Origin of the sequence: Rhodococcus sp. 2G, assembly GCF_001886355.1 — a bacterium.
Lineage (GTDB): Bacteria > Actinomycetota > Actinomycetes > Mycobacteriales > Mycobacteriaceae > Rhodococcus > Rhodococcus pyridinivorans.
Genome location: NZ_CP018063.1, coordinates 1,804,287 through 1,818,198 on the forward strand (window position 1 = coordinate 1,804,287; position 13,912 = coordinate 1,818,198).

Genomic DNA, 13,912 nt, shown 5'->3' on the forward strand with positions numbered 1-13,912 from the left:
GTACGAACCGATCGCCTCAGGGAGACGGAATGGCAGTCGTAGAACCATCGAAGAGTTCGAGGACCCGCAAGCACCACGACGGCGCCGACTTCCACGCCGAGAAGAGCGAATACCTCGAAAAACGTTCACTTCGTAAAGGAACCGCAGGGTGGGTGCTCCTTGCGGGACTCGGTGTCAGTTATGTCATCTCCGGTGACTACGCCGGATGGAACAACGGACTCGCCGAAGGCGGATTCGGCGGTCTGCTCATCGCCGGCGTGGTCATCGCGGGCATGTATTTCGCGATGGTGCTCGGGATGGCGGAATTGTCGTCGGCCCTTCCGGCCGCAGGGGGCGGATACACCTTCGCCCGCCGCGCGCTCGGCCCCTGGGGCGGATTCGCCACCGGTACGGCCATTCTCATCGAGTATGCGATCGCACCGGCGGCCATCGCGACGTTCATCGGCAGCTATGTCGAATCGTTGAACATCTTCGGGATCACCGACGGATGGTGGATCTACCTCGCTGTCTACGCCATTTTCATCGGCATCCACCTCACCGGTGCGGGCGAAGCGCTCAAGGCGATGTTCGTCATCACCGCCATCGCACTTGCCGGACTCGTGATCTTCGCAGTCTCTGCGGTGGGACTGTTCGAGTCCGACAATCTCACGGACATCGCGCCGACCGATGCCGTCGGCGCCTCGGGCTTCCTGCCGTTCGGTTACTTCGGTATCTGGGCCGCGGTCCCGTTCGCGATCTGGTTCTTCCTGGCGATCGAGGGCGTTCCTCTCGCTGCGGAGGAAGCTCGTGAGCCGGAGAAGAACGTGCCGCGCGGCATCATCTCCAGCATGCTGGTGCTCTTGCTGACCGGAGCGACCGTGCTATTCCTGGCGACCGGTGCGTTGGGCGCCGAGGGGTTGTCGACCTCGGGCAACCCGCTCGTCGAGGCGCTGGGTGACGGGACAGCGGCGAAGGTCGTCAACTACATCGGGCTCGCCGGGTTGATCGCCAGCTTCTTCTCCATCATGTACGCGTACTCGCGGCAGACTTTCGCGCTGTCCCGGGCCGGCTACCTGCCGACGAGCCTGTCGGTGACGAATTCCCGCAAGGCACCCATGCTCGCGTTGATCGTTCCCGGCGTGATCGGTTTCGTCCTGTCGCTGACCGGTGAGGGCGCGATGCTCCTCAACATGGCGGTCTTCGGTGCCGCCGTGAGTTATGTACTCATGATGGTCAGCCACATCGTGCTGCGCGTCCGCGAGCCCGGGATGCGGCGTCCGTACCGCACACCCGGTGGAATCGTCACGACATCGTTCGCGCTGGTGATCGCTGCGGCCGCTGTGGTGGCCACCTTCCTCGTCGATCCTGTTGCGGCTCTGTGGACGTTCGCCGCGTTCGCTGCATGCATGGCTTACTTCGGTCTCTACAGCCGCCACCACCTCGTCGCGAACTCCCCGGACGAGGAGTTCGCGGCCCTCGCGAAGGCGGAGGAAGAGCTGGGGTGACGACCTGCGGCCGATTGCGCGGCCGTCCGCTCACACCGCGCGGACCGAGGTGGGTTCGTAGAGCATGACGGAACCCGTCGGCGCTCCACGGCAGGTCAATCGGCACGGGGGAGTGCGGTGGGCCTGCAGTTCGACGTCGACACGCTCCGGGTGCGGTGCACGACCGGCGAGCCGGACCCGCCAGCGATCACCCTCGCGCACACTCTCGGCGATCACGTAACCGCTGCGCCCGGCCGGACCGAAGCGTCGGAGCGTGGCGGCGAGCGCGGCCTGCTGAGGCGGAGACATATCGGTGTAGCCGCGTAGATGGTGGTGGTGGATCCGGTCGAAGAAGTGTTCCTCGATCGTGAGGACGGACGATTCGGCGTCGAGACCGCCGTAGTAGACACCGTCGGGTACGACGACGACGTTGGCGGCGAACCGGTCTCCGCCTACGTGCGAGCATTCCCAGACCTGATCGGGCCAGCGCTCGGCCAGAGCGCGCGCGACCGGCCGTCCACGCACGGCGCAGCACGGATCGTGGTGACCGTGAGCGCAGACCAAGAGGACGGAGGGGCCACCGAGGTCGCCGGGTGTCTCGAGGGCGGTGACGATCTGTGTCAGATCCTCCTCGCGATCCCACGTTCCCCATTGCTGACGCACCGCGCCCGAGGTCTCGCGGCGGAGCACCGCCCATTGGTCGTGTCCTCCGCGGCGACGACGGCCCGGGCGCTTGACCAGCAGTATGCGTGCGCGGGCCGCCTGCGCGGCGGAGAACACGGCCGTCTTGGTCGCGGCGTCGAGATCGAGCCCCTCGAACCCGTTCACCGGCCATCTGCCCCGATATTCGACGAGGATCCAAACGAATCCGCGTGGGGCCGTGCCGGCCATCGGATCACCCCGCTGTCGGGCACTGTCTGCGCAGAAGAAGCGTTCGGCTGAGGCCACAGTGCACCGTCACTGTTCCGCGGGGACGAGGATCCCTGCGCGCAACAGCCGTTCGACCAGGTCGGTCCCGAGGGTTTTCGTCGGGTGGGATCCGCCGTCGAGCAGGCGCGTGACAGACGGCATTTCATCGTCCGCCACGGTGACGCGGCCGACGCGCGTGACCAGGTGTGAACCTTCCAGACGCGCATACAGCGCGCTGCGGAGTTTCACCGTGGTGTCGGGGCCGAGATCGTGGACGGCGGCGAATTGGGCGAGCGGCCCCAGCGGTGCCGGACGCGCCTGCTCCCGCCGGGCACGGTGGAACAGGGAGGTGGCGTCCGCCTCGGCCAGTGCGGCGATGAGATGCTCACGTACAGCAGTGATCTCGTCATCCGGATCGTCGATGCCTATGGGTAGTGCACCGCGCATCTCAGGATCGTCGCCGAGCGCAGTGAGCGCTGCTCGGGTCAGATGCTCGGCAAGTGCGTGACGCGTCCACGTATGGATGCCGACGGTGAGGTGGATGGAGATCTCCCCTCGGGCCTCGGCGGCATGGATCCAGCCTCGCGGCAGATAGAGGCAGTCGCCGGGTTCGAGCACGGTGTCGATGCACGCCGGCTCTGTCGCGGCTCGGGCGACAGCGGGGCGATGATCGGTCCAGGGTTGATTGCGTAGCGGCGCCGGGTGGACGGGCTCGTGGATCACCCACCTCTTCGTTCCCTCGATCTGCACGACGAAGACGTCGTGGACGTCGTAGTGGTGGCAGAACCCCTGGTTCCGAGGTGGAGTGATGTACGCGTTGACCTGGACGGGATGTCCGAGTTCGTCGCTCAGAGCGGTGCCGAACTGCGAGATCGGTTCCCATGTGCGGTGCAGTGCCTGCAGGACGAGGGTGGCACCGTCGGCGAGGTTACGCCAGAGCATCGTGTCGTCGAGTTGGTCGGAGATGGTCGCTCCGACACCGCCGGGGGAGGTGAACGACGAGTCCGGCAGTGTCGTCCCGTCCTTGGCGACGCGAAGAAAGGGCGTGCGAAGTCCTCGTCGCGAGATGAGTTCATCGACTGCCTCGACGGAGAACAGGTCGGTGAATGTGCCGGCGCGACGCGTCAGCAGTGGTGCACGTCCCCAGATTTCGGACGCGAACTTCTCCCGACCGATGTCGATCAAGCGTGTTTCCAGGACTCCGGCGTCCGTTTCGACGCCGGAGTCCTGGATGCGATATGAGGAGTCCTCACACCTAGCTGCCTCCGTCGGCTCCGCCATCGGCACCTCCGTCAGCCCCGCCGTCGGCTCCGCTGTCGGCGCCCCCGTCGGCACCCCCGTCAGCTCCGCCATCGTGAACGCCCGGGACGCCGGCTGCACCGCCGTCCGCCGGGCCCTCCTGGCCTTCTTCCTTGTTCGGATCCTGCTGTGGGTCGGTCATGATTCCTCCCGAGGTCAAAAGGCTTGGGAGCAGCGGTGTTACCGGCTCCCGGAGCGTGCAGCGGTGTATTGTTCGGCCGTTGTCAGCTTATCCCGGCGTATCGGCGGCCACGTCGATTCCGGGATCATCGAACCGTTGTCCCAGACGTTGTACCCCGCGCACTCGCAGGTGCGGCGCTGCGAAGAAGAAAAGTCGACGCGTTGCTCGCCGATAATCGGGTACAGGAGAGTATGGCTGACGAGAATCCCGACGCGTCCGAGTTCGACCCGCAGAACCCTGATCCCGCGAACACTCCTGGTCTCGAACCCGGAGGCGGGGTGTCGCCCGGAGATACTCCGCCCGCCGAGACTGCTGTGGGCGGTCCGCAACACGAACCGCCGCAGCGCCGCAGTGCCGGGGCCCTCATCGCCATCGCGATCGTGGTGATCGTGGTCCTGGTGGTGGCCGTCGGTCTGATCATCCGAGCAGTCGGGCTGTTCTGAGGGCGCGACGAAACGAAGGTGAAGAGGTAGCGGAAAAGCGAACTGCCTCCCGGTAGTAGAGAGGGGCGTGGACCGGTCGCATCACGCCACGAAGGCGATAGCACGCCGCCGTATCAGTCGACTCGATGCGACGGCGGGTTCGATCGGTCCTCGAGAACGCCATGACGATCATGTCGGTCAGCGTCGTGACAAGACCCTCATGGTCGTCCGAGAGCGAAGTGATCGCCCCGGCGTCGGAGTCCCTGCTCATCTGCGCTGCCAGTTGACCGTCGAGATCGGTGACCAGCGACATCCACCGAGCGTCGAGCTTGTCGTCGTAGTTGACTGCCTGCAGACCGGCGATCAACAACAGGCCACGCAAGGTGCTCGGCTGGCGAACCCCGGCCGAGGTCTTCGCCGAGCAGCTACGCTCCCTGCAGTAGCCCGGTGTTGCATCGACCGGTTGAACTCGCCCAGTATACGGCTCTTCGGTTCGAGGAAACCTTGTTCCTGCAAGGGATTCGGCCGTCGATAGGGTCGGTGGCCGATGCCTACGATAATGCCCTCGCAGAGACGACGATCGGGCTCTACAAGGCCGAGTGCATCGCCGACGATTCCCCGTTCCGCAAGGGCCCGCTGCGCACTGTCAGTGACGTCGAGGAAGCCACCTCGGCGTGGGTGCACTGGTACAACACCGGCCGGCTCATGCACCGCCTTGGGCGGATCCCACCGGCCGAGTATGGAGCCAAGTACTACGCTGAACACCGTGCCGATCAACCGGTCGCACACAAATGACAATGTGTGCATGAGACCCGGGATGGTTCAGTATCAGGGTTACGTAGACGCTGATGACCATGCCGTGGGTAGCGCTTTTCACCGTCCGATCGACAGATCCGACCGTCGATGCCCAGTAGATTGCGGGTGCCGCTGCGACGCTCGGATACCCTCACCGACCGTCCCGACTTCGCTCTGGTTGGGGTGCTGCGGGTCCCGGAGGAACAGACCAGCCCGGGCCGGGCGATCGTGCGCCGCATCGGTTACGCCCTGGCCGCGCTGACCGCGGCGGTGATCGTGGTGTATCTGGGTCGGGACGGCTACCGCGACGTACAGGACAACCCCGTTGCCGCTGTTGGATTGCGTCTACTACGCCACCGTGTCGCTGTCGACCACCGGCTACGGCGACATCACTCCGCTCACCCCGCAGGCGCGGCTGGTAAACATCCTGGTCATCGCGCCGCTGCGAGCGTTCTTCCTCATCGCGGCAGGGTCTGGTGACCGTACAGGGCTCGGCCACCAAGTCGGATGTGTTGCACTTGGCCGGGGCCATGTGCTGCGCCAGTCTGGTGCCGATACGGTCGTGGTGTCCGCTGAGACGGGCGGGCCGGTTGCTGGGCCTGGCCCCTGCCACTCCCACGGTGATGGAGATGATCGAGGACCTGTTGACTCCCGAGGATGGGTTCGCCGTCTCTGAACGCGGTGTGGAGCCGCACGAGCTCGGCCTTTCGCCGCGGGAGCTGCCCGTCATCGTGCTCGGGGTCGTCCGTTACGGACGGCTGATCCGGGTGGGTTCTCCCGAGCTCGGCGTCATCGTCGCTGATGACAGATTGCTGTATCTGCGCTTGGTGGCGAATTGACCCCGCCCGGACCAGATCCTGCGGCAACCGCAATGGGAACTTCGATGACGATGCACTGTGCGGTGATGAGACGGGAATCTGGGACCCCGCCGTCCGGCGATCAGGGGCTGAACCGGGTCGACCATAGAGTCGACTGCGCGGCGCGCATCGCCGCGCGGCCGAACCACGAGCTGATCGTTACCTATCGTGCCGGTGACGCGATGGCTTCACTTGCAGATCGGATCGGGACTACCCGGTGCATGCGCTGAAGGGTTTCGTCCCGGTGCGAGGCAATTACAACGGTGCCCGGGTAGTTGGCAAGAACACCGGAGATCGCGTGTTCGGTCTCGGGATCGAGGCTGGCAGTGACTTCGTCGACGAGAAGGATCCGCGGCCGACGAACAAGCGCTCGGGCAAGGACAAGGCGCGCCTGCTGCCCACCGGAGAGAGTGATCCCTCCCTGCCCGATCTCGCTGTCGAGACCGGCCCACCCGTCCGCTTCGACGCGTTCGAGTATCCGGAGAAGTTCGTCATCCGAAACCGGGCCTGCCCCGCGGAGCAGGTTGTCTCGCACGGTGCCATGGAACAGTGTGGTCTCCTGATCCACCAGCGCGACGCTCTGCCGGAGCGCAAAATCGTCAACGTCCTGGAGCGGAACGCGCTCGCCGTGATCGTCGAACAGCTCGATCGTTCCTGACAGGGGTTCCCAGAGCCGTGCGGCCAGCGCGATGATCGTGCTTTTGCCCGCTCCCGAAGCCCCGGTGAGACCGACGTGTTCTCCCGGTTGCACTTCGACAGACCAGCCACATACCGCCATGGCACGGTCATCGTAGGTAAACGACAGGTTCTGGATTCGCAGTCCGAGCGGCCCGTCGGGGATCGCGCGCGGGCAGGGCGGCTCGGAAACAACCGGCTCGCGCCGGAGGACGTCGTGGACGCGTCCGGCGCTGGCCGTGAGGGGATGGAGCTGCGTGAGCGTGGTCGCAGCGTCAGAGACCGCCGAGACACCGGCGAGGGTGAGAGCGACCATCGAGGGGAGCAGCGCAAGCTGCAAGTTTCCGGTCGCGGCGCCGCCCAGCGCTCCGGTCGCATAAGCACCGACAAGGACGACACCGATGATGGTCGTGGTGACGAGCGCTTCGCGGAGTCCGGTAACGAATTGTGTCAGCTTTCCCTGGTGCCGGGTGACGTCGGTAGCCCGCTCCGTCGTGTTAAGGGTGTCAGCGACAACCTTGCTTTCCAGTTCGTAGGAGAGGACTTCTCGGAGCGATCCGAGTGCATCGACGATCTGCGTCGAAAGGTCCGCGCGCAGTCGCTGCTCCGCATCACCCAGCTGCTGGATCCGGTGTCGCGCGACCAGTGCGGTGGCCGCGATGAGTACAGCTCCGGCCAGCATGATCCACGCGGCGGACGGCAGGAAGATGAACGCCGTGGCGAATGAAGAGATGAACACCGTGAGTGATGTGGCGATTTGGGCGAGTGTGTGTGCGTAGAAGAACTCGAGCTTTTCGATGTCGTCCATCGCGACCGCGGCCGCGCGGCCCGAGTGTTCACGACGGCGTCCGGGCACGCTGCGTGCGTACGAGTCGAACAGCGCCATGCGCAGCCGAGCCAGCACCCGGTAGGCAACGGCATGCGAGACGTTCATCTCCTGCCAGGTCAGAACAGCGCGGACCAGCACCAGAACGGTTACAGCAACCCACCACGTCGCGCCGGGGACGGTGCGTTCGACGACCGTATGTCCGATACCCCAGGCGGTGAGAACGCCCAGCGCAGCAAGGACGAGGGCGCTGGCTGTGCCGGTGAGATAGCTGACGAGCATGCCGCGGTATTCGGGGCGCAGTGCGGGAAGTAGCGCGCGGAACGCATGGAGGGAGCTGCGGATGCTCAAACGAGTTTCCTTTCCAGCCGGCCGTGCTCGAGCCGGAACTGCTCGTTGACACCGGACAGGCTTTCGGGCCGGTGCGTGATCATCACGACGATCCGATCTGCCGCAGCATGTCGGGGGACTGCTGCACGATCCGGTGACAGATTCGGTCACGCAGCCTGTGTGGCTGGTGTGGTCATGATGGTCTCGAACTCGACAGGCGTCAATCTGCCGAGCCGGAGCTGACGTCGCCGGCGGTGATAGGTCCGCTCGATCCAAGTCACGATCGCGATGCGCAACTGCTCGCGTGTGGCCCATCTCTGCCGGTCGAGGACGTTCTTCTGGAGCAGCGCAAAGAACGATTCCATCGCGGCATTGTCGCCGGCCGCACCCACCCGACCCATCGATCCGACCAGGTCGTGGCGGGCGAGGGCGCGGACAAATTTCCGGCTGCGAAATTGCGATCCACGGTCGGAATGAACCACACATCCGGCAACCGAGTCCCGCCGTGCCACTGCCGATTCGAGGGCCGTGACAGCCAGACGGGATTTCATCCGATCGCTGATCGAGTAGCCGACGATCCGGTTCGAGTACACGTCCTTGACCGCACACAGGTAGAGCTTGCCTTCCTCGGTTCTGTGTTCGGTGTAGGGGTCGGACCGGGGCGCCCTGCCAGCCTCTCGGCTAGTGGGTTTCCCCGGCCCGCCCTCCGAACCGGACGTGCGACTTTCACCGCATCCGGCTCTCCACGTATTCATGCCGCTGGGACAGGTTCAGGCTTTGTTGCACTCGACCACGGGGTCGGGATCTTGGTGCCCCGATAGCGATAGCGCTCGATGGCGACCGCGTTTGCTCGGAACATGTCGATTCCGCCGGCACGGATGTGCCATCCGGGCAGATAGCGCCGGACCAGGGTGTGCATGTTCAGCCCGAGGTGTCGTTTGCGGAGCCAGCCCACGACCCGCCAGAAGGCGAAATGGTCGAGGTAGCCGAAGGTCCGCGAGGACACTCCATGGCGGAAGTAAGTGCACCAGCCCCGCAGCGTCGGATTCAACCGGCGCAGCAGGTCTGCGAGCGTTCGATGTGTTGCACGGCGCGTCAGCATTCTCACCTTGCCGATGATCGAAGCCAACGACTTCTTCGACGGGTAGGTGTAGATCGCCTTCTTGCCGGTCCGGCTCCGCCAAGCACGGCGCTGGATGCGCCAGCCGAGGAAGTCGAACCCCTCATCGATGTGACAGATCCTCGTCTTCTCGGTCGACAGGCGTAGGCCCATCGGTGCGAGCACCGCGCCGACCTCGTCCCACAGCGCTTCTGCGTCGGCGCGTTGGCCGTGGATGAGGACTACGAAGTCGTCGGCGTAGCGGACGAGCTTCATGACCGCACCCCCGGCGCGCCGATGCTTGGCACGTGTCCACTCCGGGCCGAGTGCTTCCCACTTGGCGGCGAAGTGCTCGTCCAGCACGGACAGGGCGATGTTGGCCAGCAGCGGCGAGAGAATCCCACCTTGAGGTGTGCCGGTGATCGTCTCGCGGTTCAGGCCGTCCTCGGTGAGGACCCCGGCCCGCAAGAACGCCTTGACCCAGCCCAGGACCCGCTTGTCCCCGACGCGCCTGCGCACCCGCCCCATGAGGGCGGTGTGGTCGATCTCGTCGAAGCATGCCTTGATGTCCGCCTCGAACACCCACTCGTAGTTCCGGGTAGGTGATGCAAGGTAGTGAATCTCGGCGATCGCGTCCTGGGCACGGCGACGAGGACGGAAGCCGTAGGAACACGGCTTGAAATCCGCCTCGAAGACCGGCTCGAGCACCAGTTTCAACGCAGCCTGCACGACCCGGTCACGAGCAGTCGGAATCCCCAGCGAACGGACCTTGCCCGCCGCCTTGGGAATCGTCTTCTGCCGCACCGGCAGCGGCGTGAATCTCCCAGCCTTCAGGTCCTCGCGGACCCCGGCCAGCAGATCGGTTACCGCCCAACCGACGCCGCGGGGAGTAACCCCGTCGACACCTGCTGTTCGTGCTCCCTTGTTTCCCCGCACCCTGTGCCACGCCACGACCAGGAACGCCGGATCGTAGACAAGGTTGGCGAGGTCATCGAAGCGACGGTCGGGATCCTCCGTCGCCCACCGGTGCAGCTTCTTCTGCATCCTCAGTACCCGCCACTCGGCCTCCTCCCGCTCGGGGAAGAGATCGAGGTTCGGTTCGCCGGTGTTCACCAGCGGACTCCTGAGAGTGCTTCGTTGCTGCGAACACGCTGGACCCCTTCGCCATGTGACCGGCTTTCCCGGCCTCGGACTACTACGGGTCCTCCGCCCCACCGCGACGGCATCAGCCGACGACGAGCCTTCCCGCCGGCCAGCAGGCTGCTGACCGGGTAGGGGGCCATCGCGGTGGTTCCCACGTTCACTGCCGAACCGTTCGACGGGGTCGGCGCCCAACTATGCCCCTGCAGCGTCGCCGCGGCTACGCCGCAGGCCTTCACCACGGCCTCCCGACCGGCGACATCACCCAGCCAAGGAGTTCCCCGCAGTCCGGCGTCATTGGACGCGAACTGCAGGTGCGCGCTGCTAACCGGCCCAGATCCACCAGGTTCGAGCCGGAGGCTCTCTTGAGGGGCGTTCAGCCGCTGGTTCCTCACGTACGCCTTCCCGTCTTGCTAGCCGAGCCCACGCCATCTGGCAGTGCTGACGCGTCTCGTCGTTGTCAGGGCTGCTTCCACCCGCACCCCCGTCCCGGGGATCAGGCTGCCCTCAGCTTCACCGTGCTGCTGCGACAGCACGGCCGTGGTGGTCTCTCACCCCCACTCGGTTCAACAGCGCCTCGTGGCGCTCGATATCGGTGAGCCACAAAGTGTTTGGAGCATCCGCGGTGAAGACGCGGCCGACGAGATCATCGTGCACCGGCGGCCCGGAGCGGCCCTTCTTCGAGCCACGTTTCTTGCCGAACACACTCCACCACCTGTTGGTCGAACAGATCCGCCACGCCGTGCGGTCCGACATCGACTCGCCCGCATCGCGGGCTTCGTCGGCGAGGAACCGGTAGCCGAACTCCGGGTCCTCGCGGTGGGCGTCGAACAGGGCGTTCGCCCGGTACGCCTCCTCGAGTTCGGCGTCGGTGACCGGGTCGGCGAGCCACCGGTAGTACGGCTGGCGCGCGATCCCCAGAACCCGGCACGTCACCGCGACGGGAATCCCGCCGGCGGCCAGCTCGCGGACGAGCGGGTACATCATTTTCCCGGAAGATTCGCCTGTGATAGATACGCCGCGGCCCGCCGCAGCACTTCGTTCTCCTGCTCAAGCAACCGGATCCGCTTTCTCAGCTCGCGGTTCTCTCTGGACTCCTCGTTCGTCGTCCCTGGCTTGGTGCCGTCCTCGACGTCGGCATTCCTGAGCCAGTTGGTCAGGCAGGATTCGCTGATGCCGAAGTCGGCGGCGATCTGCCGCAGGTGCTGACCTGGTTCGCGGTTGCGGGCCACGCGGACGACGTCGTCGCGGAACTCTTTCGGATAGGGCTTGGGCACGGGGTCCATCCTTCCAGCAGTGCCTCACGGCACCACAGTTCAGATGTCACCTATCCGTGCAGCAGTCCCCGGAGCGTTTCCATTACCTCAGCGGCGCGTGCGGGATCGAGCGCACTGGTGGGCTCGTCGACGAGGAGCACCGGACGCCGTGTCAGCAGGGCGCGTGCGAGCGCGAGACGCTGCCGCTGACCGCCGGACAGGCTCAGGCCGGCTTCGGCGACGCGGCTGTCGAAACCGTACGGTAAGGCCAGAATCTCGTCGAGGATGCCCGCTGCCCGGCACGCGTCCACAAGGTCGGCGTCCGTCGTTTCGCCTGTGACGGTGAGATTGTCGCGGATCGTTCCGGTGAACAGGACGGGGCGTTGCGACACGACGGCGATGTCTCCGGCGCGCAGGGACTCGCCGTCGAGTTCGACTGTGCCCGACTCGGGTGTCAGGAAGCCGAGGAGCACGTCGAACAACGTCGATTTGCCGGCCCCGGACGGACCGATGATCGCCGTGAGTACGCCCCGATGTGCCGTCATATCCAAACTCTCCAACACCGTGGTGTCGGAGCCTGGGTAGCGGTATCGCAGTCCTCGAGCTTGCAGGCACTGTATGTTCCTGCCGGACCTTCCGTGTTCGACGACACACGTACCCGAACCGTTGTCGGGCGAATCGAACGCGCCCAAGCGGTGCAGGCCGGGCACCGCGGTCAGCCCCAGGAACCCGGCGTGCCAGTAGCGGGACAGGTCACGGATCGGGCGGAACGCTTCCGAGGACAGCAGAAGAATCAGGTAGACCTCGAACGCCGGGGGTTGCCCGGTCGCGGCGTGGACGATCGCCGTCATGACCGCGGCGACGGTACCTGCCTGGATCGCGAAATCCGTTACGCCGGTCTCTGCCAGGGACACTCGCATCACCCGTTCGGTTGCCGTGCGCAGCGCCTCCGATCGCTCGTGCATCCGCTGCCGGGTGCTGGGCACGTCGCCGAGTGCACGCAATGTCGCCATGCCTCGAAGCGACTCGAGCAGGTCCGCGCTCAGTGCTTCATAGGAGTCCCAATGCTCGAGGCCCCGGCGCGACATCATCGTCTTCCACGCAAGCGGTCCTGCCAGAGCCATGACCACGGCGACCGCGACCCACAAACCCGCCCAGGGGTTCAGTACCGCGAGAGCAACGACGATGCACGGGCATGCTATGAGGATCAGAGCAACGGCAGGGATGTACTTCGAGACGTACGTGTCCGTCCCATCGATGCCGTCGCTGAGCGCGACGCGAATGGAGCCGTCGCGGGTTCCCGCATCGTGCAACCGTTCTGCGGTCAACGCCGACCGGATTGCTCGATGCCGCAATTCTCGACGAACCAGGCCTCCGAGACGCGCCGAGACCGAATCTTGCGCCACCATCAGCAGCACTCGCGCAACTGCGAGCCCTGTGACAGATGCCAGCGCGATGATCACCGTAGGGCCGGTGCCCTGGAGCGTCGCGGTCAGTGCCCACGCGATCGCGACCGCTTGGCCGACATAACTGGCGAACACCAGCAGAGCAAGCAGCACGCTCCCGGCGAGCAATCCGGGGAAGTGCCTCGCTTCACGCCACAGCTCGCGGACGATCATCATTCGGCCTTTTCCTCCTTATTCTCGACGCCGTCGAGCATTGCCACTGCGTGCATCGTCCAGCTCTCTGCCGCAGCAGGGATTCCGGAGACAGGCCGGCATCTCACTTTCTGGGACAGCGCGGCGTCGTAGCACAGCCGGGCGGCGGCGCGATGGGCATGCCAGAGGGCGTCGTAGATGGTCTCGGCTGAGGCACTCGGGATGATCTTCCATGTCTCGATGCGGTCGGCATGGGCAATCCAGGCCTGGCCTGCGAGTTCGGCGAGGTGTGCGGCGTTGGTGTCGCGGACCGGATTTCGTACGAAGTCGGCAAGTTTCGGTGAGCGTCGCCGCGCAAGCGCATGTCTCCGCTGTGAGGCGATGTCCCAGTTGCTGGGCAGTTCGATGGAGACGAGCGGAATCTCGGGTACGAGGCCCCGAGAGAGCCAGGCGGACGTCTCGGTAGCAGGTGGCACGCCGAGTTGTGCACGGATCTCCGGCCCTGGGCCGAAGACGGTGGGGAAGTCCGTGTCGAGAAGAAAGCGCACCGCCTCCAGCGCATATGCGGCATCGGCGATCCACAGCGGCCACGCGCGGTGCCGGTATCGGCCGAAGCTACGGCCTGGCTGCACACTGAACACCAACCGCGAGCCTGGGGAAGGGCTGCGCGGTAGTTCCCAGCCCGCCGCGGTTTCCCTGGCGTTGTCTCTGCGAAGAAGCTGTCCTTTGTCGTGGTCGTACGCATAGTGGCCTGGATCGAGGCCGTCGGTTCCATCCCCGCCGACAATCACGTGAGTATGCACCGCGTATGTCGCGCCGGCTGACGGGATGGGCCGGCGCGCGATACTTGTGACGCTGCCGTCGTCGCGGAGGTGCCAGTCGCCCGGGTACCACAAGGCGCAGAGCAGCTCTTCGATTCGTCCTTCTGTGGGAACACATGGAGTACCGAATCGGCGCCACGGGTTCATCCGCGGTCCTGGGGGGAGGGGGGCTCCGGGGGTGTGTGCCGTCAATGACATCGCCAGCGTCGGCGGGAGGCCGATGCTGCTACCGGGTTCGTTC

The 13,912-nt window shown here is 65.6% G+C and carries 12 protein-coding genes and 3 pseudogenes; 4 read left to right on the forward strand and 11 right to left on the reverse strand.

Annotation, left to right across the window (positions count from 1 at the left end; genetic code table 11):
• The first annotated feature begins 29 nt into the window (after nucleotides 1-29).
• Entirely contained in the window at nucleotides 30-1,484 is a 1,455-nt protein-coding gene (eat, locus tag BO226_RS08490; RefSeq protein WP_006552114.1) for an ethanolamine permease, read from the forward strand.
• Nucleotides 1,485-1,514: 30 nt separating this feature from the next.
• Here eat and BO226_RS08495 read toward each other — a convergent pair whose 3' ends face one another.
• The 3 genes from BO226_RS08495 to BO226_RS08505 all read right to left on the reverse strand — a co-directional run bounded on the left by BO226_RS08495 (nucleotide 1,515) and on the right by BO226_RS08505 (nucleotide 3,813).
• Nucleotides 1,515-2,291 carry a sucrase ferredoxin gene (locus BO226_RS08495; protein WP_232238086.1) on the reverse strand — a complete coding sequence of 259 codons (777 nt, stop codon included), beginning with the start codon at nucleotides 2,289-2,291 and terminating at the stop codon, nucleotides 1,515-1,517.
• 129 nt (nucleotides 2,292-2,420) lie between these two features.
• Complete coding sequence (locus BO226_RS08500; protein ID WP_198040618.1) at nucleotides 2,421-3,653, reverse strand: cupin domain-containing protein; 1,233 nt, start codon at nucleotides 3,651-3,653, stop codon at nucleotides 2,421-2,423.
• A complete protein-coding gene (locus BO226_RS08505) occupies nucleotides 3,628-3,813 on the reverse strand; it encodes a BatC protein (protein WP_071934996.1) in 186 nt (61 codons plus the stop codon). Before BO226_RS08505 ends, BO226_RS08500 begins: the two co-directional genes overlap by 26 nt.
• A 230-nt stretch (nucleotides 3,814-4,043) precedes the next feature.
• Between BO226_RS08505 and BO226_RS08510 the strand changes: the two genes are divergently transcribed.
• Nucleotides 4,044-4,295: a DUF6480 family protein gene (locus BO226_RS08510; protein ID WP_019289476.1), complete on the forward strand. Its 252-nt coding sequence runs from the start codon at nucleotides 4,044-4,046 to the stop codon at nucleotides 4,293-4,295.
• Here BO226_RS08510 and BO226_RS08515 read toward each other — a convergent pair.
• Nucleotides 4,270-4,644, reverse strand: coding sequence for a hypothetical protein (locus BO226_RS08515; protein WP_071934997.1), 375 nt, complete (start codon nucleotides 4,642-4,644; stop codon nucleotides 4,270-4,272). The genes BO226_RS08510 and BO226_RS08515 overlap by 26 nt on opposite strands.
• A 101-nt stretch (nucleotides 4,645-4,745) precedes the next feature.
• Here BO226_RS08515 and BO226_RS08520 point away from each other — a divergent pair.
• Together BO226_RS08520 and BO226_RS08525 are read left to right on the forward strand one after the other, a co-directional pair.
• Nucleotides 4,746-5,069, forward strand: a pseudogene (locus BO226_RS08520) (integrase core domain-containing protein); the annotation flags it as partial.
• 108 nt (nucleotides 5,070-5,177) lie between these two features.
• Nucleotides 5,178-5,908 (forward strand): annotated as a pseudogene (locus BO226_RS08525) (potassium channel family protein).
• A gap of 181 nt (nucleotides 5,909-6,089) precedes the next feature.
• Here BO226_RS08525 and BO226_RS08530 read toward each other — a convergent pair.
• The 7 genes and pseudogenes from BO226_RS08530 to BO226_RS26960 form a co-directional block, all read right to left on the reverse strand.
• Nucleotides 6,090-7,709, reverse strand: coding sequence for an ABC transporter ATP-binding protein (locus BO226_RS08530; RefSeq protein ID WP_083543729.1), 1,620 nt, complete (start codon nucleotides 7,707-7,709; stop codon nucleotides 6,090-6,092).
• 215 nt (nucleotides 7,710-7,924) lie between these two features.
• Nucleotides 7,925-8,401, reverse strand: a pseudogene (locus tag BO226_RS08535) (IS3 family transposase); the annotation flags it as partial.
• Between the two features lie 107 nt (nucleotides 8,402-8,508).
• Nucleotides 8,509-9,900, reverse strand: a complete 1,392-nt coding sequence (gene ltrA / locus BO226_RS08540; protein ID WP_082899670.1) for a group II intron reverse transcriptase/maturase — start codon at nucleotides 9,898-9,900, stop codon at nucleotides 8,509-8,511.
• A gap of 609 nt (nucleotides 9,901-10,509) precedes the next feature.
• Nucleotides 10,510-10,983, reverse strand: coding sequence for a transposase (locus tag BO226_RS27645; protein ID WP_071934998.1), 474 nt, complete (start codon nucleotides 10,981-10,983; stop codon nucleotides 10,510-10,512).
• On the reverse strand, nucleotides 10,980-11,282 hold the full coding sequence (locus BO226_RS27650; protein WP_011133513.1) for an IS3 family transposase: 303 nt from the start codon (nucleotides 11,280-11,282) through the stop codon (nucleotides 10,980-10,982). The genes BO226_RS27645 and BO226_RS27650 overlap by 4 nt, the downstream gene beginning before the upstream one ends.
• Before the next feature lie 41 nt (nucleotides 11,283-11,323).
• Complete coding sequence (locus BO226_RS08555; protein ID WP_232238087.1) at nucleotides 11,324-12,874, reverse strand: ABC transporter ATP-binding protein/permease; 1,551 nt, start codon at nucleotides 12,872-12,874, stop codon at nucleotides 11,324-11,326.
• Complete coding sequence (locus tag BO226_RS26960) at nucleotides 12,871-13,818, reverse strand: hypothetical protein (protein ID WP_152640992.1); 948 nt, start codon at nucleotides 13,816-13,818, stop codon at nucleotides 12,871-12,873. Before BO226_RS26960 ends, BO226_RS08555 begins: the two co-directional genes overlap by 4 nt.
• Nucleotides 13,819-13,912 lie beyond the last annotated feature (94 nt).